General features: G+C 65.3%; 17 protein-coding genes. 2 read left to right on the forward strand and 15 right to left on the reverse strand.

Going from position 1 to position 22289, the window contains the following annotated elements; genetic code table 11:
- Window position 1: 1 nt before the first annotated feature.
- Window positions 2-973 carry a PDR/VanB family oxidoreductase gene (locus ABOC32_RS20505; protein WP_426808619.1) on the forward strand — a complete coding sequence of 324 codons (972 nt, stop codon included), beginning with the start codon at window positions 2-4 and terminating at the stop codon, window positions 971-973.
- Between the two features lie 203 nt (window positions 974-1176).
- The gene (locus ABOC32_RS20510; protein ID WP_426808620.1) at window positions 1177-2256 is read left to right on the forward strand and encodes a PAS domain S-box protein; all 1080 of its coding nucleotides are present in this window, start codon (window positions 1177-1179) and stop codon (window positions 2254-2256) included.
- A 145-nt stretch (window positions 2257-2401) separates the two neighbouring features.
- Here ABOC32_RS20510 and ABOC32_RS20515 read toward each other — a convergent pair whose 3' ends face one another.
- The 15 genes from ABOC32_RS20515 to ABOC32_RS20585 all read right to left on the reverse strand — a co-directional run bounded on the left by ABOC32_RS20515 (window position 2402) and on the right by ABOC32_RS20585 (window position 22226).
- Complete coding sequence (locus ABOC32_RS20515) at window positions 2402-3235, reverse strand: helix-turn-helix transcriptional regulator (protein ID WP_426808621.1); 834 nt, start codon at window positions 3233-3235, stop codon at window positions 2402-2404.
- A 53-nt stretch (window positions 3236-3288) separates the two neighbouring features.
- Complete coding sequence (locus ABOC32_RS20520) at window positions 3289-4701, reverse strand: aminotransferase (protein ID WP_426808622.1); 1413 nt, start codon at window positions 4699-4701, stop codon at window positions 3289-3291.
- Window positions 4702-4735: 34 nt separating this feature from the next.
- Window positions 4736-5839: a polyamine ABC transporter substrate-binding protein gene (locus ABOC32_RS20525; protein ID WP_426808623.1), complete on the reverse strand. Its 1104-nt coding sequence runs from the start codon at window positions 5837-5839 to the stop codon at window positions 4736-4738.
- A gap of 252 nt (window positions 5840-6091) precedes the next feature.
- Window positions 6092-6793: an NAD(P)H-dependent oxidoreductase gene (locus ABOC32_RS20530; RefSeq protein ID WP_426808624.1), complete on the reverse strand. Its 702-nt coding sequence runs from the start codon at window positions 6791-6793 to the stop codon at window positions 6092-6094.
- Window positions 6794-6836: 43 nt separating this feature from the next.
- Window positions 6837-8249, reverse strand: a complete 1413-nt coding sequence (locus tag ABOC32_RS20535) for an aldehyde dehydrogenase family protein (RefSeq protein ID WP_426808625.1) — start codon at window positions 8247-8249, stop codon at window positions 6837-6839.
- A complete protein-coding gene (locus tag ABOC32_RS20540) occupies window positions 8242-9432 on the reverse strand; it encodes a pyridoxal phosphate-dependent aminotransferase (protein ID WP_426808626.1) in 1191 nt (396 codons plus the stop codon). Before ABOC32_RS20540 ends, ABOC32_RS20535 begins: the two co-directional genes overlap by 8 nt.
- A gap of 24 nt (window positions 9433-9456) precedes the next feature.
- Window positions 9457-10686 carry an alanine racemase gene (gene alr / locus ABOC32_RS20545; protein WP_426808627.1) on the reverse strand — a complete coding sequence of 410 codons (1230 nt, stop codon included), beginning with the start codon at window positions 10684-10686 and terminating at the stop codon, window positions 9457-9459.
- 34 nt (window positions 10687-10720) lie between these two features.
- Window positions 10721-12328, reverse strand: a complete 1608-nt coding sequence (locus ABOC32_RS20550; protein ID WP_426808628.1) for a 5-guanidino-2-oxopentanoate decarboxylase — start codon at window positions 12326-12328, stop codon at window positions 10721-10723.
- On the reverse strand, window positions 12321-14438 hold the full coding sequence (locus tag ABOC32_RS20555; protein WP_426808629.1) for an acetate--CoA ligase family protein: 2118 nt from the start codon (window positions 14436-14438) through the stop codon (window positions 12321-12323). The genes ABOC32_RS20550 and ABOC32_RS20555 overlap by 8 nt, the downstream gene beginning before the upstream one ends.
- A 17-nt stretch (window positions 14439-14455) precedes the next feature.
- Window positions 14456-15616 (reverse strand): acyl-CoA dehydrogenase family protein, encoded by a 1161-nt coding sequence (locus tag ABOC32_RS20560; RefSeq protein ID WP_172218836.1) that lies wholly within the window; start codon window positions 15614-15616, stop codon window positions 14456-14458.
- A 32-nt stretch (window positions 15617-15648) separates the two neighbouring features.
- The gene (locus tag ABOC32_RS20565; RefSeq protein ID WP_426808630.1) at window positions 15649-16443 is read right to left on the reverse strand and encodes an enoyl-CoA hydratase/isomerase family protein; all 795 of its coding nucleotides are present in this window, start codon (window positions 16441-16443) and stop codon (window positions 15649-15651) included.
- Window positions 16444-16875: 432 nt separating this feature from the next.
- Entirely contained in the window at window positions 16876-18282 is a 1407-nt protein-coding gene (locus ABOC32_RS20570) for an amino acid permease (protein WP_426808631.1), read from the reverse strand.
- A 196-nt stretch (window positions 18283-18478) separates the two neighbouring features.
- A complete protein-coding gene (locus ABOC32_RS20575; protein WP_426808632.1) occupies window positions 18479-20731 on the reverse strand; it encodes an ATP-binding protein in 2253 nt (750 codons plus the stop codon).
- Window positions 20728-21513 carry a substrate-binding periplasmic protein gene (locus ABOC32_RS20580; RefSeq protein WP_426808633.1) on the reverse strand — a complete coding sequence of 262 codons (786 nt, stop codon included), beginning with the start codon at window positions 21511-21513 and terminating at the stop codon, window positions 20728-20730. The genes ABOC32_RS20575 and ABOC32_RS20580 overlap by 4 nt, the downstream gene beginning before the upstream one ends.
- Window positions 21510-22226, reverse strand: a complete 717-nt coding sequence (locus ABOC32_RS20585) for a response regulator (protein WP_016499179.1) — start codon at window positions 22224-22226, stop codon at window positions 21510-21512. Before ABOC32_RS20585 ends, ABOC32_RS20580 begins: the two co-directional genes overlap by 4 nt.
- Window positions 22227-22289: the final 63 nt, after the last annotated feature.

Below are 22289 nucleotides of genomic sequence, written 5' to 3' on the forward strand. Positions count from 1 at the left end.
CATGGCCAACACTTATGAAATGTTCAGCGTACGCGTCACCGACGTGGAACACGCCACGCCGCTGATCAAGCGCTTTACCCTGGCCCGCGAAGACGGCGCGGCGATGCCCGCCTTCACCGGCGGCAGCCACGTCATCGTGCAGATGCAAGGCGCTGACGGCAGCCAGTTCAGCAACGCCTATTCGTTGATGAGCGACCCACGCGACACCCGCAGCTACCAGATCGGCGTGCGCCTGGAAGAGCAGTCCAAGGGCGGCTCGGCGTTCATGCACCAGCAGGTCGAAGTCGGCACCCGCCTGACCATCTCCTCGCCCAACAACCTGTTCGCCCTCGACCCTTCGGCCGGCCGTCATGTGCTGATTGCCGGCGGCATCGGCATTACCCCGTTCCTGGCGCAACTGCATGAGCTGGAAGGCGGCAGCACCGACTACGAACTGCACTATGCCTTCCGCGCCCCAGAGCACGGCGCGTTCCAGGACCAGTTGGCCAACGGCCCGCACGCTGCCAACACGCATTTCTACATCGACAGCCTCGACCGCAAGCTTGACCTGGCCGCCCTGTGCGCGGGGCTGGACGAGCAAGCGCACCTGTACGTCTGCGGCCCGAAACCACTGATCGACGCGGTCATCGCCTGCGCCGCCCAGGCCGGCATTGCCGAGCAGCGCGTGCATTGGGAACAGTTTGCCGCCACCCCGGTCACCGGCAGTGCCTTTACCGTGGTGCTGGCGCAATCGGGCGTCGAACTGCAGGTGGAAGAAGGCATGACCATCCTGCAGGCCATCGAGAAATCCAAGGCCGCCAAGGTCGAGTGCCTGTGCCGCGAAGGCGTGTGCGGTACGTGCGAGACGGCCATCCTTGAAGGTGAAGCCGAGCATTACGACCAGTACCTGAGCGACGAAGAGAAGGCCGCGCAGCAGAGCATCATGCTGTGCGTCTCGCGCGCCCGCACGGCCCGCCTGGTGCTGGACCTGTAATTTTCACGGTCCCCTGTGGGAGCGGGTTTACCCGCGAATCAGGCGCCGCGGTGCCTGGCACCGGCTTCGCCGGTGTTCGCGGCTAAAGCCGCTCCCGCAGGGCCGCGTGAACATTGCGTCAAGTGATCACCCGCGCCGTCAACCCAAAGTTGACAAGATGCGTATACTGGCAGGCTCTTGGCCCAGATCAGGACACCCTGCCGATGTTGGAAAACAGCTTCGCCTTCCGTCTCAAGGAACTGCTCGAACATCACAAGCTGACCCTGCAAGCCGTGGGCACGGCCTTGGGCATCTCGCGCACCGCCGTGCACAAGTGGACCCGAGGCGGCGAGATCGACTACGACAACCTGCGCAAGCTGGCCGACTTTCTCAAGGTTAACTGGATCTGGCTGCGCTATGGCGACGAAGCCCTGCAGAACATCCAGCAACCGCAGGTGGTCGAGCTGCCGATGACCGACGTGCGTCGGCGCCTGACTGCCGAGATCATGGAAAGCGAAGCGCGCATGAAGCTGGCCCAGGAAGGCGCGCGCATCGTCACCTGGGAATGGAACCTGATCAGTGACGAAGTCACCTACTCGCCCAACGTCGAGCAAGTGTATGGCTGGCCGGTCCACCACAACGAAGACTTCTGGAAGCACCTGCCCGACGAAGACGTGCAGCGCATGCAGGTGATGTACGCCGACGCGGTGGCAGACGGCAGTGGCTGTGAATGCGACTTCCGCATCACCCGCCCGGACGGTGAAGTCCGCTGGATTTCCTCCCGCGCCACCGTGGTGCGCGACAGCGCCGGGCGCTCGGTGAAGATGGTCGGCATCAGCATGGACAACACCGAACGCCAGGTGGCCCAGCAGGCGCTGAGCCAGAGCGAGGAACGCTTCCGGGCGATCTTCGAGCTGGCCTGGGGCGCCTTGGCCTACATCGATCCGGACGGCACCTGGCAACGGGTCAACAACAGCCTGTGCGAGTTGCTGGGCTACAGCGCCGAAGAGCTCTACGGCATGACCTTCCAGCAGATCACCCACGCCGACGACCTGGCGCAGAACCTGCAACTACTGCAACGCATGCTGGCCGGTGAAACCGAGCGCTACGAAGTGGAAAAACGCGTGCGCCACAAGAACGGCGAGTACATCTGGGTACGCGCCCGCACCTCGCTGCAGCGCCGGGACAACGGCGAACCGGAACACCTGATCAGCGTGTTCGAAGACATCAGCGCCGAGCGCCAGGAGCATGAACGGCTACAGGCGCACATTGCCGCGCTGGAGGTTCGACTGGCCGCTTTGTGATAGGGCTACCGGCCCTATCGCCGGCAAGCCAGCTCCCACAGGTAGGGCGCATGGCTTGAACTTGATGCGGTCGAGGTGGGAGCTGGCTTGCCGGCGATGGGCTGCGCAGCAGCCCCCTGCAACCTGGACTGACCGGGATCAGGCTCTAATTTTCGAGGTGATCGCTGCGCAACCAGTCGATAAACCGCGCAAACAACTCGGACTGCGAGTTGATCTCCAGTTTCAGGTACAGGTTCTTGCGGTGCATGCGCACGGTCTCCGGCGAGATGCCCAGCTCCAGCGCGGTCGACTTCACCGAGTGCCCGCGCAGGATCATGTGTGCCACTTCCCGCTCGCGGTCGGTCAGCACCTGGCAACCAAAGCTGTCGAACGCCGCCTGCAAGCTGCCGTGTTCGGCCGATGCTGCGCCGGGCTCCAGGTTATGCCGGGCATAACGCCCCAGCAGTTCCCGCACCATGGGCTCCAGCGCCCGCAGCAGGTCGACCTGCCCGGCACTCAGGGGCGTGCCGCTGCAACCCTGGAACAGGCTCAGCGACAACTTGCGGCCAGCACTGAGGTCGACGATGTAATAGCTGTCTTCGCTGCAACCGGTACCCAGGTAATAAGCCTTGTAGTAGTCGCTGTCGAAGAAGTTGTCGGGGGCGATTTCCTGCAGGTGGTAAAAGCCTTCGGCCAGGCCGCTTTGCACGGCCAGGCAGAACGGGTCGAGCAGGTAGCCAGCACTGAAATAACGCTCCAGCACGGCGGCGTGGTGCAGCTCGGGAATACCTTGCTGGTACAGCAGCTGCGGCGCCCGCCCCTGGCATTCAAGGCTGATCATCATCGATTCAACCTGCACCAGCTGGCCAATGGCGGCGGCTACGTACTCCAGCGCCTCGGGCGTATCGCTATTGGCCAGCGCACGCTGCAGCGCCGCATGCCATTGCTGCAGCGCGCCCATTGTCAGGGTAAGCGGGGTGTCGGGAGTGGCCTGGGTCATGCCCGGCAGTCTAGCCTGCCAGGCACGCCCCCGCACAGCCCTTTGCACCAGGTTCATCGGCCCTGGTAAAGGCCAAGCGCGGTCAGTTCGCGCGCGGTTTCGATAATGCACTGGCGCAAGGTCTCGACGATCTCGTCCACCTGCGCATGGGTAACGATCAGCGGCGGCGACATCACGTTAAGGTGCATGATCGGGCGCACCAGCAACCCGCGTGCCTGGGCCTTGCTGTGGATGCGCTCACCGATGTTCACCTGATCGGGGAACAGCGCCTTGCTGGCCTTGTCGGCCACGAACTCGACGCAGGCCATCAGCTTCATGCAGCGCACGTCCCCCACCAGCGGCAACTCGCGCAGGCTTTGCAGGCGCTGCTCCAGGTAGCCTCCAACGTCCTTGACGTGATCCAGCAGTTGCTCGCGCTCGATGATCTCGATGTTCTTCAGCGCCGCCGTGCAGCACACCGGGTGGCCACTGTAGGTAAAGCCATGGGTGAAGCAGCGGCCCTTGCCCGGCTCGGCAATCACCTCCCAGATACGCTCGGAGAAGATGCACGCGCCCAGCGGCAGGTAGGCCGAGGTCAGGCCCTTGGCGGTGGTGATGATGTCGGGGGTGACGCCAAACAGTTCTTCGCTGGCAAAGAAGGTGCCCAGGCGCCCGAACGAGGTCACCACCTCGTCGGCGACGAACAGGATGTCGTAGGTCTGGCACAGCTGCCACATGCGCTGGAAGTAGCCCTCGGGCGGAATGATCACCCCGCCCGAGCCCATGATCGGCTCGGCGAAAAACGCCGCCACGTTGTCGGCACCCAGCGACAGGATCTTGTCCTCGAACTCGGCCACCAGGTAGTCGAGGAACTCGGCCTCGTCCATGTCATGCGGGGCGCGGTACGGGTTGGGGTTGGAGACGTGGTGGATCAGGTCGTGGTGATAGTCGAACTCCGGCACCCGGTCGGCGGCCTTGTTGCCGATCGACATGGTCAGGGTGGTGGAGCCGTGGTAGGCGTTGTAGCGGGCGATGATGTGCTTCTTGTGTGGCTTGCCACGGCAGTTCTGGTAGTACTGGATCAGCCGGTAGGCGGTGTCGACCGCGGTCGAGCCGCCGGTGGTGAGGAACACATGGTTCAGGTCGCCCGGCGCCAGCTGCGCAAGCTTCTGGCACAGCTCGATGGCCACGTCGTTGGCCATGTCGGAGAACGGGTTGGAATACGCCAGCTGGCGCACCTGGTCGGCGATGGCCAGGGCCATTTCCTCGCGGCCCAGGCCGATGTTGGTGCACCACATGCCGCCGACGGCATCGAGGAAGCGGTTGCCGTGGGTGTCACGAATGTAGGCGCCCTCGCCGGCGACGATGTTCAGCGCGCCTTGCTCGCGGTGCTCGTCGAACACGTGGTAGCCGTGCATGTAGTGGGCCTTGTCGGCTTCCACCAGCGGGTCGTGGGCGATGGCGAATGCTTTGCTTGGGGTGGCCATGGGCAGCTCCTTGGCGGGAATCGTTGGGCAGTGTTCAGAAACCGGTCTTTACCGTGCTCCAGACCCGGGTGATGGCGCGCATGTCTTTCGGGCTTTGGGTTTTCTGCGCGAACAGGCGCTCACGGGTTTGTGCGTCGGGGTAGATGGCCGGGTCCTGGCGGATGTCGTCACGCACCAGCGCGGTGGCGGCGGCGTTGCTGTTGGCGTAGTGGATGTAGTCGGTGACCTTGGCCATGGTCTGCGGTTGCAGCAGGAACTCGATGAAACGGTGGGCGTTGGCCGCGTGCGGGGCATCCTTGGGGATGTACAGGTTGTCGAACCAGATCAGCGAACCTTCCTGGGGGATGAAGAACGACAGCTTGATGTCCTTCTTCGCTTCCACCGCACGGGCCTGGGCGGTGGCGTAGTCCCCGGACCAGGTCAGCGCCAGGCAGACATCGCCGTTGGGCAGGCTGGTGAGGTAGTTGACCGAGTCGAACTTGCGAATGTAGGGGCGGATGCCCAGCAGCAGTTGTTCGGCTGCCTTGAGGTCGGCGGGCGACGCGCTGCGCGGGTCCTTGCCCAGGTACTGCAAGGCCAGCGGGATGACCTCGGTGGGCGCGTCCATCAGGGTGACGCCGCAGTCGGCGAAGCGCGAGACGATCTTGGGGTCGAACAGCATGGCCAGCGAACCGATCGGTGCGTCGGGCATGCGCGCGGTGATCTTGTCGACGTTGTAGGTGACCCCCGAACTGCCCCAGGTGTAGGGCGCCGAGTACTTCAGGCCAGGGTCGTAACCCTGCAGGTTGTTGACCACCTGCTGATCGAGGTTTTGCCAGCTGGGCAGTTGCTGCTTGTCCAGTGCCTGGAACACGCCAGCGCTGATCAGCGGAGGAACCAGCGAGGCGTTGAGCATGACCAGGTCGTAGCCGGAACGGCCGGTCAGCAGTTTGGTCTGCACCGTTTCGTAGCCGTCGAAGGTGTCGTAGATGACCTTGATGCCGGTGGCCTTCTCGAAGTCGGCCAGGGTGGTTTCACCGATGTAGTCGGTCCAGTTGTACAAGCGTAACGTGTTGGCGCTGTCCACCTCTGCCGCCTGGGCCAGGCTGGCAGCAGACGCCAGCAGCAGACCACCAATCACCTTCAGTACCTTGCGCATGGCAACTCCATCGTGTGAGTGCTCCGAGATCGAGCCGATGGGTTCACTATCGAGGGATTTGCCGAGGGGGGACATACCCCGAATGTGTGGGTGGTCGTTTTTAGTGCTGCAGCGAGAGGGCTTTTTGTAGGAGCAGCCTTGCGCTGCGAAGAGGCCGGCACAGGCCATGCATTTGCATCAGCCATCAGGGCCTCTTCGCAGCACAAGGCTGCTCCTACAGATTCACCGCCATTCTTGAGAGCAGTGTGGGGCTCAGGTCAGTGGGTACAAAGCCTCATCAAACTGGGCCAGGCGCGGGAACACCAGTGGCTGGTCGTCCGAAAGCTGCTCCAGGCGCTGCCGGTACTGCTGCAAGAAGCGCTGGCGCGCGTCATCGCTGATGTAAGGCACATGCCAGGCCACAAACGGCGGCAGCACCTCGAACCCGACATAGGCCAGCGTGCCCCGTAATATCGGCCGCAGCATGTCTTCCAGCGGCCCGTGAATCGCCCCTTCGCCAAACATGTGCTCGCGCCCGCCCAGGGTCACGGTCACTAGCGCCTTCTTGCCCGCCAACCCGCCCTGGTCGTAAAAACGCTTGCCGCCATAGCACACCCCCGACACCAGTACCCGGTCGATCCAGCCCTTGAGCATGGCCGGTGCCGAGAACCAGAAAATCGGGAAGTTCAGCACCAGCAAGTCGGCCCACAACAGCTTGTCCAGTTCCTGCTGGATATCCGCGGCAATGGCGCCGCGCTTGACGCCCTGGCGCTGCTCCAGTGCATACACCAGGTACTCGGGGTTCTCGCGCTGGGTGAAATCATCGGCACTGGCGACCGGGTTCCAGCCCATGGCGTACAGGTCGCTAACCTGCACCTGGTGGCCCTGGGCGCGGAAGGTTTCCACGGCCTGGTCCCGCAGGGCAGCGGTGAACGATTGCGGCTCGGGGTGAGCGTGGACGATCAGTACATTCACAAACATTCTCCTTACACAAAACAGGTTGTCTTGCAGCGGTGGCTCAGCACTGTACGGCTTTCACCTCGACGAACTCCGCCAGGCCCTCTTCGCCCCACTCGCGGCCGTTGCCCGACTGCTTGTAGCCACCGAACGGCGCCTGGTAGTTGAACCCGCCACCGTTGATGAAGCACTGCCCGGCCCGTATCTGCCGCGCCAGCGCCAGGCCATGCTCGCGGCTGCCCGCCCACACTGCGCTGGACAGGCCGAACGGCGAGTCATTGGCCAGCGCCAGCCCCTCGGCCTCATCGGAATACGGAATCAGGCACAGCACCGGGCCGAAGATTTCTTCCTGGGCAATGCGCATGCGGTTGTCGACGTCGGCGAACAACGTGGGCGCCACGTAAAACCCGCGCTCGAAGCCGCCGTGATCACCACCGCACAACAAGCGCGCGCCCTCCTCCTGGCCCTGGCGAATGTAGTCGAGCACCGTGCGCCGCTGGCCGGCCGAACACATCGGCCCGAGGAAACTGGCCGGGTCACGCGGGTCGCCCATGACCAGTGCACGGGTTTCGGCCTCGGCGATTTCCAGCGCCTCGGCGTAGCGGCTGGCCGGCAGCAGCATGCGGGTCAGTGCCGTGCAGGTCTGCCCCGAGTTGATCATCACGTCCTGCACGCCATGGCGCACCGCAGCGTGCAGGTCGGCGTCGGCGGTAATCAGCAACGGTGATTTGCCACCCAGCTCCAGGCACACCCGCTTAACCGTCGGCGCGGCCGCTTGCGCCACCCGCACCCCGGCACCGGTGGAGCCGGTGAACGACACCATGTCCACCTGCGGGTGCCGGGCCAGGGCTTCACCCACCTTGGCACCCGGGCCGCTGACCAGGTTGAACACCCCGGCCGGCAGGCCGATGGCGTCGATCATTTCCGCCAGCAAAAACGCGTGCAACGGCGTTTCCTGGCTGGGTTTGACCACCACCGTGCACCCGGCAGCCAAGGCCGGCGCCAGCTTGCCGATCATCTGGTGCAGCGGGTAATTCCACGGGTTGATGAATGCGCACACGCCAACGGCCTCGCGGTACACCAGCGAATTGCCGACTTCGCGCACCTCATCCATCAGCCCGGCCAGTTCGGCATACTGCTCCAGCCCGGCAATCGGGCCTTCGACCTGCACCGCCTGGCACCATTGCACCGGCATGCCCAGCTCGTCGGTAATGACCTCGGCCATTTGCGCCGCACGGTTTTTCAGCTGTGCGACCAATGCCCGGATGTACCCGGCGCGCACGCTGGACGGCGTGCGCGACCAGCCATCGAAGGCCCGCCGCGCCGCCATCACCGCCCGCTCGACATCGGCCTCGGCGCCCAGGGGTACCCGGCCAATGGCCTGTTCGGTGGCCGGGTCGATCACCTCAGCCATGCCCTGCCCACTCGGCACCTGCCAGGCGCCATCGATGTACAGCCGCGCATACTCACGCATGGCCGTACTCCCGCTTCAGTTCGTCGGCACAGCGGGCGATGCGTTGGCAGGCATCGACCAGCGCCGCATCGCCCAGTACCAGGCCCAGGCGAATATGCCCGGCAGCGCTGGGGCCGAACGCTTCGCCAGCGAGCACCGACACGCCCTGGCTGTCCAGCAGATGGTCGGCAAAGGCCTGGGCACTTACGCCGGTCTCACGGATATCGACCATCACGAACATGCCACCGTCGGGTTTCAGCGCCTTGAGGCCCGGGCAGCCGGCCAACTGTTCGCACACCAGGTCACGGCGCTGGCGGTAGGCCTCGCGCATGGCGTCCAGCTCGGGCAACGGCTGCTCCAGCGCTACCACGGCGGCGTCCTGAATGAAGTCCGGCGAGCCATACAACATGCACAGGGCGAGGTTTTCCAGGTGTGTGGCCAGCTCGGCCGAACCGACCACCCAGCCCACCCGCCAGCCGGTCATGGCATGCGACTTCGACAGGCTGTTGAGGGTAGCGGTGCGTTCGGCCATGCCGGGCAGGCTGGCAGGGCTGACATGCTCGCCCTCGTACAGCAGCTCGCTGTACACCTCGTCGGAGATCAGCCACAGGTCGTGGGCGATGCACAGCTCAGCCAGTGCTTCCCAGGTAGCACGGGGCAGGCTTGCCCCCGACGGGTTGTGCGGGCTGTTCAAGGCCAGCGCGCGGGTGCGCGGGGTGATGCGCTCGGCCACGTCTCGCGGGCATACCCGAAAGCCGTTCTCCGGCTTGACCGGTACCGGCACCACCTTGGCACCACAGGCACCGAACACCGCCTCGTAGGTCACATACATCGGTTCGGCAACGAGCACCTCGTCGCCTGGGTCCAGCACGCACTGGGCCACGCAGTACAGCGCGCACTGGGCCCCCGCCAGCACGGTCACCTGGTCGGCGTTGACGGCCTGACCGCTACGTTGCTGGTGGCGCCTGGCGATGGCCTGTCGCAGGGCCAGCTTGCCGCGTACATCGGCGTAATGGGTATGACCGGCCTGCAGGCTGCCGATGGCTGCCTCGACAATCGGCGCGGGGGTGTCGAAGTCCGGGTCCCCCACCGACAGCAGCAGGATGTCCTTGCCCTCGGCCTGCAGCGCCAGGGCGCGGTAGTGGATGTCCCAGGCCGCAGCACCGTCGCCGGCGATGCGTTGGGTAAGCTTGGCGTAGCGCATGGCAATCTCCCTTTTCTGGCGGTTTCAGTCGACGAGGATCTTCGGGTTGGAACTGCCCCACACGGTGTACAGGTCGGCGAGCAGCGCGCCGTTGATTTCTTCCATCTCGGCCTGGGTGATTTCGCCCCCGGCCTGTTTGCCGAACAGCACCACTTCGTTGCCACCCTTCACGTCCGGGAAGTCGGTGACATCGACCATCAGCGTGTTCATCGACACCTTGCCCACCACCGGCACGCGGTGGCCGTTGATCAGCACATGGCCCTTGTTGGTGAACACCCGGCGATAGCCGTCGGAATAGCCGACGGTGATGTTCGCCAGACGCGAATCACGGGCCAGGGTGAAGGTGCGGTCGTAGCCGACGGTGTTGCCGGCCGGGTAGCTGTGCACCGCCGCCACGTGCGATTTGAACTGCATGGCGCGTTTGTACTCGGTGCGCTCCGGCACCGTGTCACCGAACAGCGCGCCACCGGTGCGTACCATGTCCAGGCGCGCCTCCGGCACCTCCAGGGTCGCGAACGAGTTGGCGGCGTGCAGGGTGAGCTTGCTGCGGTCGAGTTTTGCGTGCCTGATCAACCAGTCGGTCTGCTCGTTGAAGGCCGCCAGGCCCTTGCGTACATCGTCCTTGTCTTCCACGGCGAAGTGGGTCATCAGCGCGACCAGCTTGAGGTGCTTCTGGTCAGTGATCTGCAGCGCTTCGCCACGGCCGGACCAGGTGGTCATCTCCACCCCGTTGCGGCTCATGCCGCTGGAGTTGAGCGCCATGTGAATGCGCAGGGTCTTGCCGTGGCGCGCGGCGATGGCATCGACCTGGCGGGCGAATTCGGCGCTGCCCACCAGCTCTTCCATGTCGTACTGCAAGGCGTCTTCCAGCTCGCTGAGGCTGGCCAGGCGTACCCGCACCAGTTGCCCGGTGAAGCCACTGGCGCGCACCACGCGGGCCTCCTCGTTGCTGGCCACCGCCACGCAGGGCACGCCCTGGGCGATGATCGACGGCATCACCAGGCCGATACCGTGGCCATAGGCATCGGCCTTGAGCACGGCGCACAGCTTGGACTTGCCGGCCAGCTCGGCCTGCAGGGTGCGGATGTTGTGTTGCAGGGCGCTGGCGCTGATTTCGACCCAGGCGTTGCTGTTTTGCGCGGACAGGGCGTTGGTACCGTTGTCCATCGACAACGGCGGTGCGGCGTACAGCGGGGCCTGGCCAGTGATCAGCAGGGCCAGCGATGCGGCCAGCAGGGTACGGCGAAAGGTCATGTTGGTTTCTCTTGTTATTCGTGATGTGCGCGGCTTAGCTGACGCAGGTATGTTTGAGTTCGATAAAGGTCACGCCGGGTGTGGCGAAACCGCTGGCCAGGTCGGCCTGCAGCGCGTCCAGGTCACGCGGCTGGCGCACCGCGCAACCAAAGGCACGGGCCAGGCCGATGAAGTCCGGGTTACGCGGCAGCACGCCGACCGGCTCGATGTTCAGGCCGAGCATGTCATCGCGGATCTGGCCGAGGGCGTCGTTGTTCCACAGCAGCACCACCAACGGCCGGTCCAGCTCCTCTACGGCCGTGGCCAGCTCCTGGGCGGTATAAAGGAAACCACCGTCGCCCACCAGCACCAGGCCTGGGCGATGGTCGGTGGCGAGCATGCCGCCGATGCCGGCCGGCAGGCCGTAGCCGAGTGTGCCGTAGCCGGTAGGATGCAGCCAGCTGCGCGGCGCCCGGCTGGCGAAGGCGTAGTTGCCGGTGTAGGCCAGTTGGGTCATGTCGCTGCTGATGAACGCGTCGTCGGGCAGCACGGCGGCAATGCGGTCAAGAATCGCCTGATGGGTGGCCTGCAACGGTGCATGCCCGTTGCGGATGGCCTGGCGCAGGTTGCTCACCGCTTCGCTGGCCTGGGCCGGGTCTCGGTCGAGTGCTGGCAGGTGCTCGAGCAAGCCGGCCAGGGTTTGCCGGGCATCACCCAGCAAGGCAATGGCACAGGGGTAGAAGTCGTTGAACTTGCGCGGGTCGATGTCCACGCGCAGCAGCTCGCCAGTGATCGGCAGGCGCTCGCGCCAGAAATCGGTGTCGGCCATTTCGGTGCCTACTGCCAGCACCACATCGGCCTGGCTGATCAACTGCCAGCCTGGTTCCACGCACAGGCTGGAACCGGCATTCAGGGGCGCCTGCGGCGGCAGCAGGCCCTTGCCGGCCACGCTGGTGAATACCGGTGCCGCCAGCCGGGCGCTCAACTGCGCCAGTTGTTCGGCCGCGTGCAGCGCACCACCACCGGCGATGATCATCGGCCGCTTGGCCGCTGCCAGCTTCAGGGCAGCCTGGTCGAGGGATTCGCGGCATGGCTGGCCTCGCCCTGGGCGGCGCACCACCTCATCACTCCAGTCGCGGCTGACAGGGGCAGCCAGCACGTCCAGCGGCACCGAAATGTGCACCGGGCGCGGCCGTTCACTGTCGAACACGGCCCAGGCGCGGGCGATGAGCTCGGGCAGGTCATCGCCGCGCAACGCCACGGCCGAGAACGCGGTGATCGGCGCAGTCATGGCGCGCTGGTCCTGGGTCTCGTGCAGGCAGCCCCAGCCTTTGCCCAGGCTGGCGGTATGGTTGACGCTGGAAATCACCAGCATCGGGATGGAGTCGGCATAGGCCTGGCCGATGGCGGTGGCAGCGTTGGTTACCCCCGGGCCGGTGATGACGAAGCACACCCCCGGCTGGCCACTCACCCGCGCATAACCGTCAGCCATGAAGCCTGCGCCCTGCTCGTGGCGGGTGAGCACATGGCGAATACCGCTACCCGGCAGGCCGCGGTACAGCTCCAGGGTGTGCACCCCGGGGATGCCGAACACGGTCTGCACGCCGTAGTTGGCCAACAGGCGCACCAGCGCCTGGCCGGCAGTCAGGGTAAGGTCATTCATGTCGTTCTCCTTGCGCCTGGCCGAGGCGGATCAGCGCGTCGACCGCGGTGGTGCCGTGGGCACCGACCATCAATGGGTTCACATCCAGCTCCAGCAGTTGCCCGGCGTTTTCACAGGCGTAGTCCGCCACCGCACGGATGGCCGTGACCAAGGCGTCGAGGTCGGCGGCCGGGCGACCACGGAAGCCTTGCAGCAGGCTGGCGCTGCGCAGGTTCAACAGTGCGGCGCGGATGGCGCTGTCGGTGGTGGGCAGCAACAGGCTGACACTGTCCTTGAGCAGTTCGACCAGCACCCCGCCGGCACCGATCACCAAGGCCAGGGCAAAGTCGTGTTCACGTTTGATGCCCACGATCAGCTCGGCCAGCGGCGGCTCGGCCATGGGTTCGAGCAGTACCTGGTCGAACGCGACGTGCGGGGCGTAGGCAGCGATGCGCTGGCGCATCTGCACCAGTGCGGCTTCCAGGGCAGCAGCATCGCGCAGGTTCAACGCCACGGCACCGGCTTCGGTCTTGTGCGGCAGCTGTGCGCTGACCGCCTTCAGTACCAGCGGGTAACCCACGCGGGCGGCGTCTGCCACGGCGCGCTCGGGCGTACTCAGCACGCCCGCTGGCACCGGCAAACCGAAGGCACGCAGGGCTTGCTTGGATTGCCATTCGTCCAGCAACCGGCTTTCGCCCGTGAGCGCTTGCGGGCACAGCGGTACCCGTGCGGCCTCGCCCTGCTCCAGCAACCGCTGGCGGTTACGCTGGTAAGCGACGATGCGGCCCCAGGCTGCCAGGCCGTCTTCCACGCCTTGCAGGGCGGCAATGCCCCGCGCATGCAAGCGCTCACGCGCACTGGCGGGCAGCAACTCCGGGAAGGCGGAAGTGACAAAACCGATCTTGCCGTGACGCGCCAGCGCATCGCAGTACAGCGCCAGCAGCAGGTCGCATTCCTTACGCTCGCCAGTGAATGCCGCCGGGTAGTCCAGCACCAGCATGGCGGCATCAGCTGCCCCGCTCAGGGTGCTGTCGAGCATGCGTTGCAGGGCCGTTTCATCGCCCCAGATGGCAGTGGTGAAATCCAGCGGATTCACCAGGTTGGCATAGGCCGGCAGCACTTCGGCCAGTGCCGTCACCTGCCCTTGGTCAAGCTTGGGCAGGTGTAACTGGTTGCGTTCGGCATAATCGGCGATCAGGCCAGCATCGCCGCCCGAGCAAGCCAGCGCGATCAGTTCGCCATCTGCCGGCAAGCGCCCGCAAGCGGCGGCCTTGAGCGTTTCGACAAAGCTCACCGGGCCGCTGACGCGGATCACGCCCAGGCGCTGGAACAGGCTGTCGTATAAAGCATCGGAGCCAGACAACGAGCTGGTGTGGCTGAGCGCCAGTTCAGCGCCGATCTGCGACACGCCAGTTTTCAGGGCAATGATCGGCGTGCCCTGCTGCAACGCCTTGTAAGCAGCACGTGCAAAACCCGGCACGTTCTTCAAGCCTTCCAGGTGCAGCCCGATGGCCGTTACCCGTGGGTCGTCGAGCAGCACGTCCATCAGCTCGGCCACGCCCAATTGCGCCTGGTTGCCGACCGAGGCCATGTAGGCCACCGGCAGCGAGCGGTCGCTCATGGACAGGTTGTAGGCAAAGTTGCCGCTCTGGGTGAGGATCGCCACGCCCTTCTCCACCTGCTGGCCGCCATGGGCCACCGGCCACAGGGCTGCACCGTGCAGATAATCAAGCAGGCCATAGCAGTTGGGGCCCAGCAGGGCCATGTTGCCGGCCGCAGCGAGCAGGCGCTGCTGCAACTGGCGGCCCTCTTCGCCGCTTTCGGCAAAGCCGGACGCGTAGCAGATGGCACCACCGGCGCCACGCGCGGCCAGCTCGGCAACGCACTGCAACGTCAGCTCACGGTTGGTGGCGATGAACACCGCGTCCGGGGCGTAAGGCAAGTCGGCCACGCGGGCCACGCAAGGGATACCTTCCAGGCTTTCATGCTGCGGGTTGATCAGCCATAGCTCGCCGCCAAAGCCACCTTCGGCGCAGCGCTTGAGCGCCCGCGCCATGCTGCGCCCGCCAACGAAGGCCAGGTGCCGGGGCGCCAGCAGGCGCTTGAGGTTGTCACGAATCGGTTGCGACATGGGTGTTCTCCTGGCGCTCAACGCAGCAGCGGGCGCAGCAGTTCGCGGGCGATGATGTGCCGCTGGATTTCCGAGGTGCCCTCCCAGATGCGCTCGATACGCGCGTTGCGCCAGATGCGCTCGACCGGCCCTTCGTCCATCAGGCCCATGCCACCGAAGATCTGCACGGCTTCGTCGGCCACCTTGCCCAGCACTTCGCTGGCAAACAGCTTGGCCATGCCGGCTTCGCCGTCGGTCATGCTGCCCTGGTCCATCTTCCAGGCAGTGTGCAGGGTGAGCATTTCGGCGGCGCGAATCTGCGTGGCCATGTCGGCCAGCTTGAACGACACGCCCTGGTAGCTGCCGATGGGCTGGCCAAACTGCTTGCGGTCGGCGGCCCACTGCAGCGACAGGTCGAGGGCGCGCTGGGCCTGGCCCACGCAGTTGGCGGCAACCATCACCCGGCCAGCGGTAAGCCAGGCATTGGCCACTTCCCAGCCCTTGCCGACTTCGCCCAGCACCTTGCTGGCCGGCACCCGACAGTCATCGAAGAACAGCTCGTAAGTGTGGTAGCCACGGTTGCTCACGCACTTGGGCCCGCGGCGAATGGTCATGCCCGGTGTGCCGCGGTCGACCAGCAGCGCCGTGACCGCGTTGCGCTTGCGCCCGTTGTGCTCGTAGGTGTCGGTGACCGCGAAGACAATGGCGAAATCGGCGTGGCCGGCGTGGCTGATGAAGTGCTTGCTGCCGTTGATGACAAAGTCATCGCCCTGGCGCACGGCGCGGGTCTTGATGGCGTTGGCATCCGAGCCGGCACCCGGTTCGGTAAGGGCGAAACAGTCGGTCTTCTCGCCCTGCACGCAGGGCAGCAGGTAGTCGTTGATCTGCTCGTCCTTGCAGGCCATGAGAATTTTCGACGGGCGTGCGACAAACACGTGCAGCGCCCAGGACACCTTGGACAGCTCGCGTTCGATCAGCGCCTGGGACAGGTAGTCCAGGCCACCACCGCCGACTTCCTCGGGCATGTTGAAGGCATAGAACCCGGCAGCGATGGCCTTGCCCCGGATGTGCGCGGCCAGCTCGGGCGACACGGCATCGGCGCGGTCCACCGCTTCCTCATGGGGCAGCAGCTCTTTGGCAACAAAGCTGCGTACCGCTTCCACCAACATTTCTTGTTCTTGGGTCAGTTGGAAATTCATCTGCGAAGGTCCTGGTCAGGGTCGGTTTCGGGTTACTGGCCGGTAAAACGGGGGGCGCGGCGTTCAACCGAGGCTTGCAACGCCTCGGCGCCATCCTGGCTGCGGCCGCACAGCAGGCCGGCGTGGCGCTCGGCTTCCAGCTGCTCGGCCAGGGTGCGGTGGGCGCCGTCGCGGATCAGTTGCTTGGTCTGCGCGTAGGCGAACGTCGGGCCATTGGCCAGGCGCCCGGCCAGCTCGGCCGCCACGGCGGACAGTTGCTCGTCGGCGCAGACTTCGCTGACCAGCCCGGCCGCCAGGGCACGCTCGGCACCCCACAGTTCATCGAGGAACAACAAGCGCTTGGCCTGCTCGCTGCCGATCAGCCGTGGCAGGTGCCAACTGGCGCCGGCATCGGGGCTGTAGCCCATGCTGGTGTAGCCGGCCTTGAAGCGCGCAGAGGCAGCGGCGATACGCAGGTCGCAGCACAGGCTGAGGTCCATGCCACCGCCTACGGCAGTGCCGTTGATGGCGGCGATGGTGGGCTTGTCGAGGCTGTGCAGGCGCAACATCAGGGCGTGGGCGGTTTCGGTCCAGCCGTAGCTTTCCAGGGTGCCTGCGGCTTCGGCGGCAGCCCATTCGGCCAGGTCGGCGCCGGCGCAGAAGCTGCGGCCGCTGCCGGTGAGCACCACCACGCGCACGGCCGGGTCGGCGTTGTGGCTGTCGAGCAAGGCGTGCAGCTGCTTGAGGGTGGGGATGTCCAGTGCGTTGCGCTGCTCTGGGCGGTTGAGGGTGATCCAGGCAACGCCGGCTTCGACCTTGCTCAACAGTGACGACGACGGGGTGGTCATGGGGGGCCTCGGTGTTGTTGTGATGGTTTTGGGAGGGCTTGATGAAGGAGATACTAAACGAGTGTTCAACAAGGCGGGATGGGCTGTTACAACTTCGCACAACTCGGTTTTTGGTGTTACAGAAGGGGGTTCGCCATGACGTGCTTGTTGCCCGTGATATCGAGCGCCGCCCGCGCGGCGCATCGCGAGCTGCGCTCGCTCCTACGTTTGTTTCGGGCCAGTAACGCCTGTGGCAGACGCGCGCGAACGCCTGGTTTGTAGGACGCGATATCGCGCCATGCGCCAAGGCGTCCGCGCGTAAATCCCATAGGAATAATTGGCCCGAAACAAACGTAGGAGCGAGCGCAGCTCGCGATGCGCCGCGCGGGCGGCGCTCGATATCACAGGCGACTAACATGCAGCGACGGACACGTACTGGCAACGAGCTGCGGCTCAAACCCCTGGCGCGCTAGGCTCAAAGGCCCCCTGCCGACGTCGGTTGACGAAGAAGTACGCCGCGTAGCACAGGGCAATAAAGCCAAAGCCCCAGTACAACGACGGCCGCTGGGTTTCATCCAGCGCCAGGAACACGAACAGCGAGCTGCACAGGGTGATGCACAGCAGCGGCACCAGTGGGTACAGCGGCGCCCTGTACTTCAGGTCCTGCAGTTGCCCGCCTTCACGCAGGTAGGCCTTGCGGAAGCGGTACTGCGCCAGGGCGATGACGATCCAGGTCACGGTGCCGGACATGCCGCTCACCGCCATCAGCACCATGAACAGGGTGTCGGCGGCAATGAAGCTGGTCATCAGCGATACCAGGGCAAAGCACAGGGTGATGCTCAGCGCCCGCAGCGGCACACCGCGCTTGCTCAGCGGCGCCAGGCTTTTCGGCGCCATGCCACTCTTGGACATCGCCCAGAGAATGCGCGTGGAGGCATACAGCCCGGAGTTGCCCACCGACAGGATGGCGGTGAGGATGACGAAGTTCATCACGTCGGCAGCAAAGGGGATGCCGACCATGTCGAACACCTGCACGAACGGGCTTTCCATCAGCCCGGCCTGCTCGTACGGCACAATGGCCGAGAGCACGGCAATCGCCAGCACATAGAAAATCAGCACGCGGAACACCACGTTGCGCACGGCCCGCGGGATGCTCTTTTCCGGGTGCTCGGTTTCACCCGCCGCCACACCCATGATTTCACAGCCCTGGAACGCATAGACCACGGTCATCATCACCGCGAACACCGCCGACAGGCCGTGGGGGAACAGCGACTCGCCCACCAGGTTGTCCAGCATCGGTGCCGGCGCCCCGCTGCTCAGCGGGATGGCGCCGAAAATCACCAGCAGGCCGATGATGATGAAGCCAACGATGGTCGCCACCTTGATGCCCGAGAACCAGTACTCGGCCTCGCCAAACGCGCGAGTGGCCAGGGCGTTGAGGCCGAACAGCACCACCACAAAGAGTGCTGACCAGTACCAGATCGGCACCTCGGGGAACCAGCGGGTCATCAGCATGCCGGCAGCGGTGAACTCCAGGCCCACGGTAGTGGCCCAGCTCATCCAGTACACCCAGCCGATCATGAAGCCGGTGGCCGGGCCGATGAACTTCGTGGCATGGGCCTGGAACGAGCCAGACACCGGCATCTGCACCGACAGTTCGCCCAGGCAGACCATCACCAGGTACATCAGCAGGCCAGCCACCAGATAGGCCAGGATCGCACCCACCGGCCCGCCCTGGTTGATGGTCACGCCCGAGCCCATGAACAGGCCGGTGCCGATCACCCCGCCCAGCGACAGCATGAAGATGTGCCGGCTTTTCAGGGCGCGGGTGAGCTGGATTTTTTCAACGGGGTCAGTCATGGCGCACCTCGCCATTGCGGCAGGTACGTTTGGCGATGCGAAGGAGGGGCTGAGCGCTACGGCATGTCATTATTCTTGTCTCCAATAAGCCTCATGGACCGCGTGCAACACGGTTGCCATGGATTATTGGAAACGGATGTAAGGTGCCGTTGTACGAACGGATCGAAGATGTAAAAAGTCGTAAGTTTTTTGTACGTCAGCGCTGGATCAACTGTTCCAGGGTCGCACGGGCCTGGCCGAGCTGGCTTGCCAGTGGCTCGGCGAGTGCGTTCAGCGCCTGCCCGTCATGCTGGCGGGCTGCGTCTTCCAGGCGTCGCAACAGCGCAGCCAGGCCAGAAAACCCCAGGGAATCGCAACTGCCGGCCAGGCGGTGGGCCAGGTGCAGCACTTCGGTGAAGTCCTGGGCTGGCAGCGCCTCGGCCAACGCTGCGGCGTGCTGCTCCAGTGACTGGCGCAACACGTGCAGCAGGCCCTGCAGCTTCTGCTCGCCCAGCAGCGAGCGGTGGGTGGCCAGCAGCGACCAGTCCATGTTCGCGTCAATACCGGCCTGTTCGGTTGGCGTCGCGTCGGCCAGCGCCTGGCGCAGGTTGACCAGCCGCAGGGGCTTGGCCAGCACACCTTGCATGCCGGCTTCCAGGTAACCCGACACTTGCCCCGGTTGCACGCCAGCGGTCAGCGCCACTATGCGGCTGCGGTGGTTAGGCCCAGGGGTGGCGCGAAGCTGCCGGCACAGTTCCACCCCGCTCATGCCGGGCAGGTGAACGTCGAGCAGGATCAGGTCGAAGCGCCGCTCTGCGCACAGCTGCAGAGCCTGCCCGGCATCTTCGGCAAAGCTCACCCGGTGGCCATCGCGCACCAGCAGGCCGCCGGCCACCTCACGGTTCAGCGCGACGTCCTCGACAACCAGGATATCCAGACTGGGGCTGGCCGACCGGACCGGGGTAGTGGCCGCAACCGGCTGCCCAAGGGCAATGTCGAGTTCGAACCAGAAGCAACTGCCCTGCCCTTGCACACTGTCCAGGCCAATGCTGCCCCCCAGCTTTTCCACCAGGTGCTTGCAGATCGCCAGGCCCAGACCGGTGCCGCCGTAGCGGCGGGCCACGGCCTCGCTGGCCTGGACAAAGCGGTCGAAGATTTTTGCCTGTACGGCCGGCTCGATGCCGATGCCATTGTCACTGACCGACAGCCGCAGGCGCTGCGTGGCCGCGTCGCTGGCCAGCACCTGCACCTTGAGCCGCACCTGGCCGTGTTCGGTGAATTTGATGGCATTGGCCAGCAGGTTGCTGAGCACCTGGCGCAGGTATTGCTCGGCGCCGTGCTGGTAACCGGCCAATTGCTCATCAACCTCCAGATGCAGTGTGTCGCCGTTGTCCGCGGCCATGGGTTCGAGCAGCGCCAGCACTTCCTGGCACAGCTGGCGCAGCGAAAAGCCGACCAGCTCGGCGTGGCTCTCACCTTCTTCGAGCCGGGCGAAATACAGCACTTCGTTGAGAATCGCCAACAGCCCCTCGCCGGCCTTGTACAGGGCTTCCAGGCGCTGGCGGTCGGCCGCTTCCAACCGGCCACCGCGGAGCAGCTCGGCCATGCCCAGGATACCGTTGAGCGGAGTGCGCAGTTCGTGGCTCATGGTCGCCAGGAAGCGCGACTTGGCCAGGTTGGCGGCCTCGGCGTCATCCTTGGCCCGGGCCAGGCTGGCGGTACGTCGTTCGACCATGGCCTGCAGTTCGTCGCGTTTGTCTTGCAGTTCCAGCCGGTCGCGCTCGCGGCGTTCGATGTCGCTGAGGATGGCGCGGCGCATGTCGTCCAGGGCATTGGCCACCGTGTCGATTTCGTCAGGGCGCGATGAGCGGCGGCGCCCCAGCCGCAGCGGCTCCTGCCATTGGCCGGCGCCAATACGCCGGGCGAACTCGGCCATCACTTGCAGGTGGCGGGTGACCAGGCGATAGAACAGCCCAGACAGCGCCACTGCCAGGCCACACAGGAACACGCCCATCCACAGCAGGCTGGCAAGGCCGGTGGCGTACAGCCGACGGTGTACCGCCCCCAGGTCGATACTCACTTCCAGCTCACCCAGGTGCCTGGCCGGGCCCGAGGGGGGCTGATAATCCAGGGGGAAGCGCTCGATGCGCAGCGGCCCTTTGGGTTCGGCCTCCCCTCGCAGCAGTTGAAAATCGTCGCTGACCAGGCGCACCCGGGCCACGTCGGAAAAATCCACCAGGCCGCGCAGTTGCGTGTCCAGCTGCGCCTCGTCCAGGTCCCACAGGCTGCGCTCCAGGCTGGCCAGGTAGCCGGCGCGGATCAACGCCATGCGTGCTTCGATGTCGCGCATCTCGCGGCGGTATTCGAAATACAGCTGCACGCTACTGGCCAGTACGGTGAAGCACAGGCTGAACAACAGGATGAACCGCAACAGGCGGCGCAGCAGGCCATCGGTGTGCAGGCGAATCATCGGGCATCTGCCGGCAGGTTGATCATGTCGCGGTAGGTGACCTCGCTCTGCTCCAGCCAGCGCGCGATCTCGCCAGCCTGGTTCATGCGCCGCAGCTGCGCGTCGATTTCGTCCATGTGCTGGCTCAGGGGTGATTGCCGCGAGACGGCTACCCGCAGGTAGTCCACGCTCAGGGCGCTGGGCAATACGCGGATATCCTGCGCGCCGGGCAGGTGCTCGATGAACAGCTGGCCGGTGCGCCGCTCCTGGATCACGTAGTCGATGCGCCCGCGGATCAGCTTGCCGAAGTTCTGCTGGCTGGAAGACACCCGTTCGATGTTCTGGTGGCGGGCGATGAAGCGGTCGAATTCGGCGCCGTAGCTTTCGCCGTACAACAGGCCGCCGCGGTAACCGGCCAGGTCCTCCAGCTGCTGGAACTGCACCGGCCGCTTGCGGTTGTAGAACACCGCCACTTCTTCGCGCACTACCGGCTCCGTGGAAAAATGCATGCGCTGGTCACGCTGGTCGCTGTTGTAGGCCAGCACCACGTCCACCCGCCCGGCGGCGGCGTCCATCAGGCAGCGCTTCCAGTTGCCGAGCACCACGGTCTGCACGTCGTAGCCCATGCGTGCGAACAGTTCGCGCACCACGGTTGGCGCCAGGCCACGTACCTGGTGGCCGTCGCTCCAGGAAATCGGCGGGTACACCGGGTAATCGCAATAGCGCACCGTCTGCGCCGCGCCGGCCGGCACAGCGAGCAACGCCAGCGCCATCCCCCAGGCACGGCGGGCGCGGTGGGTCATGCAGCCACGCTGGCAGTGAACAGGTAGCCGGTGCCGTGAATGGTGATGATCAGCTGCGGCTCGGCCGGGTCATCGTGCAGCTTGCGCCGCAGGCGACCGACCAGCACGTCGATGGAGCGGTCGTTGGGCACCCACTCGCGGTTGCGAATCTGGTCCATCAGCTGGTCGCGGCTCAGGGTATGGCCGCTGTTGCGCAGGAACACGCTGAGCAACTGAAACTCACCGTGGGTCAGCAGGGTTTGCCCACCGCGTGGGTCGATCAGGCGACGGCGGTCGGTGTCCAGCGCCCAGTCGGCAAACTGTTTGAGCGACTGCGCGCAGGCCGGTGCCGGATGCACTTCGCGGGCATGGCGCACGCGGCGGATCAGGTTTTTGGCGCGCGATACCAGCTCACGGGGGTTGAGCGGTTTGATCACGTAATCGTCGGCGCCGCACTCCAAGCCGACAATGCGGTCGATGTCGTCGTTGCGGCCGGTGATGAGGATGATGCCCACCTCCGAGCGCACCCGCAGTTCGCGGGTCAGGGTGAGGCCGTCCTTGCCAGGCAGGCGGATGTCCAGCAGCACCAGGTCGACATCCTGGCTGCCAAGCAGGGCTTCGGCCTTTTCCGCCGTGTCGGCACAGTGCACGTCGTAGCCTTCCTGGGACAGATAGGCCTGCAGCAAGTCACGAATAAGCGGATCGTCATCGACGATCAATACCCGAGGCGTCATTGCGTGTTGTCTCTTTTTTATTGGTGTTGTTCTACACACTCGCGCCAGCAGCGTACTCGTTAC

Origin of the sequence: Pseudomonas sp. WOUb67, from assembly GCF_050058005.1 — a bacterium.
Lineage (GTDB): Bacteria > Pseudomonadota > Gammaproteobacteria > Pseudomonadales > Pseudomonadaceae > Aquipseudomonas > Aquipseudomonas putida_R.

Coding starts and splice junctions, on each gene's coding strand:
- ABOC32_RS20575 (WP_426808632.1), bottom strand. CDS start 20,731: ATGATTCGCCTGCACACCGATGGCCTGCTGCGCCGCCTGTTGCGGTTC.
- ABOC32_RS20555 (WP_426808629.1), bottom strand. CDS start 14,438: ATGTCGCAACCGATTCGTGACAACCTCAAGCGCCTGCTGGCGCCCCGG.
- ABOC32_RS20550 (WP_426808628.1), bottom strand. CDS start 12,328: ATGAATGACCTTACCCTGACTGCCGGCCAGGCGCTGGTGCGCCTGTTG.
- ABOC32_RS20580 (WP_426808633.1), bottom strand. CDS start 21,513: ATGACCCACCGCGCCCGCCGTGCCTGGGGGATGGCGCTGGCGTTGCTC.
- ABOC32_RS20560 (WP_172218836.1), bottom strand. CDS start 15,616: ATGAATTTCCAACTGACCCAAGAACAAGAAATGTTGGTGGAAGCGGTA.
- ABOC32_RS20535 (WP_426808625.1), bottom strand. CDS start 8,249: ATGCGTGAGTATGCGCGGCTGTACATCGATGGCGCCTGGCAGGTGCCG.
- ABOC32_RS20565 (WP_426808630.1), bottom strand. CDS start 16,443: ATGACCACCCCGTCGTCGTCACTGTTGAGCAAGGTCGAAGCCGGCGTT.
- ABOC32_RS20525 (WP_426808623.1), bottom strand. CDS start 5,839: ATGCGCAAGGTACTGAAGGTGATTGGTGGTCTGCTGCTGGCGTCTGCT.
- alr (WP_426808627.1), bottom strand. CDS start 10,686: ATGACCTTTCGCCGTACCCTGCTGGCCGCATCGCTGGCCCTGCTGATC.
- ABOC32_RS20505 (WP_426808619.1), top strand. CDS start 2: ATGGCCAACACTTATGAAATGTTCAGCGTACGCGTCACCGACGTGGAA.
- ABOC32_RS20585 (WP_016499179.1), bottom strand. CDS start 22,226: ATGACGCCTCGGGTATTGATCGTCGATGACGATCCGCTTATTCGTGAC.
- ABOC32_RS20570 (WP_426808631.1), bottom strand. CDS start 18,282: ATGACTGACCCCGTTGAAAAAATCCAGCTCACCCGCGCCCTGAAAAGC.
- ABOC32_RS20520 (WP_426808622.1), bottom strand. CDS start 4,701: ATGGCCACCCCAAGCAAAGCATTCGCCATCGCCCACGACCCGCTGGTG.
- ABOC32_RS20540 (WP_426808626.1), bottom strand. CDS start 9,432: ATGCGCTACGCCAAGCTTACCCAACGCATCGCCGGCGACGGTGCTGCG.
- ABOC32_RS20510 (WP_426808620.1), top strand. CDS start 1,177: ATGTTGGAAAACAGCTTCGCCTTCCGTCTCAAGGAACTGCTCGAACAT.
- ABOC32_RS20515 (WP_426808621.1), bottom strand. CDS start 3,235: ATGACCCAGGCCACTCCCGACACCCCGCTTACCCTGACAATGGGCGCG.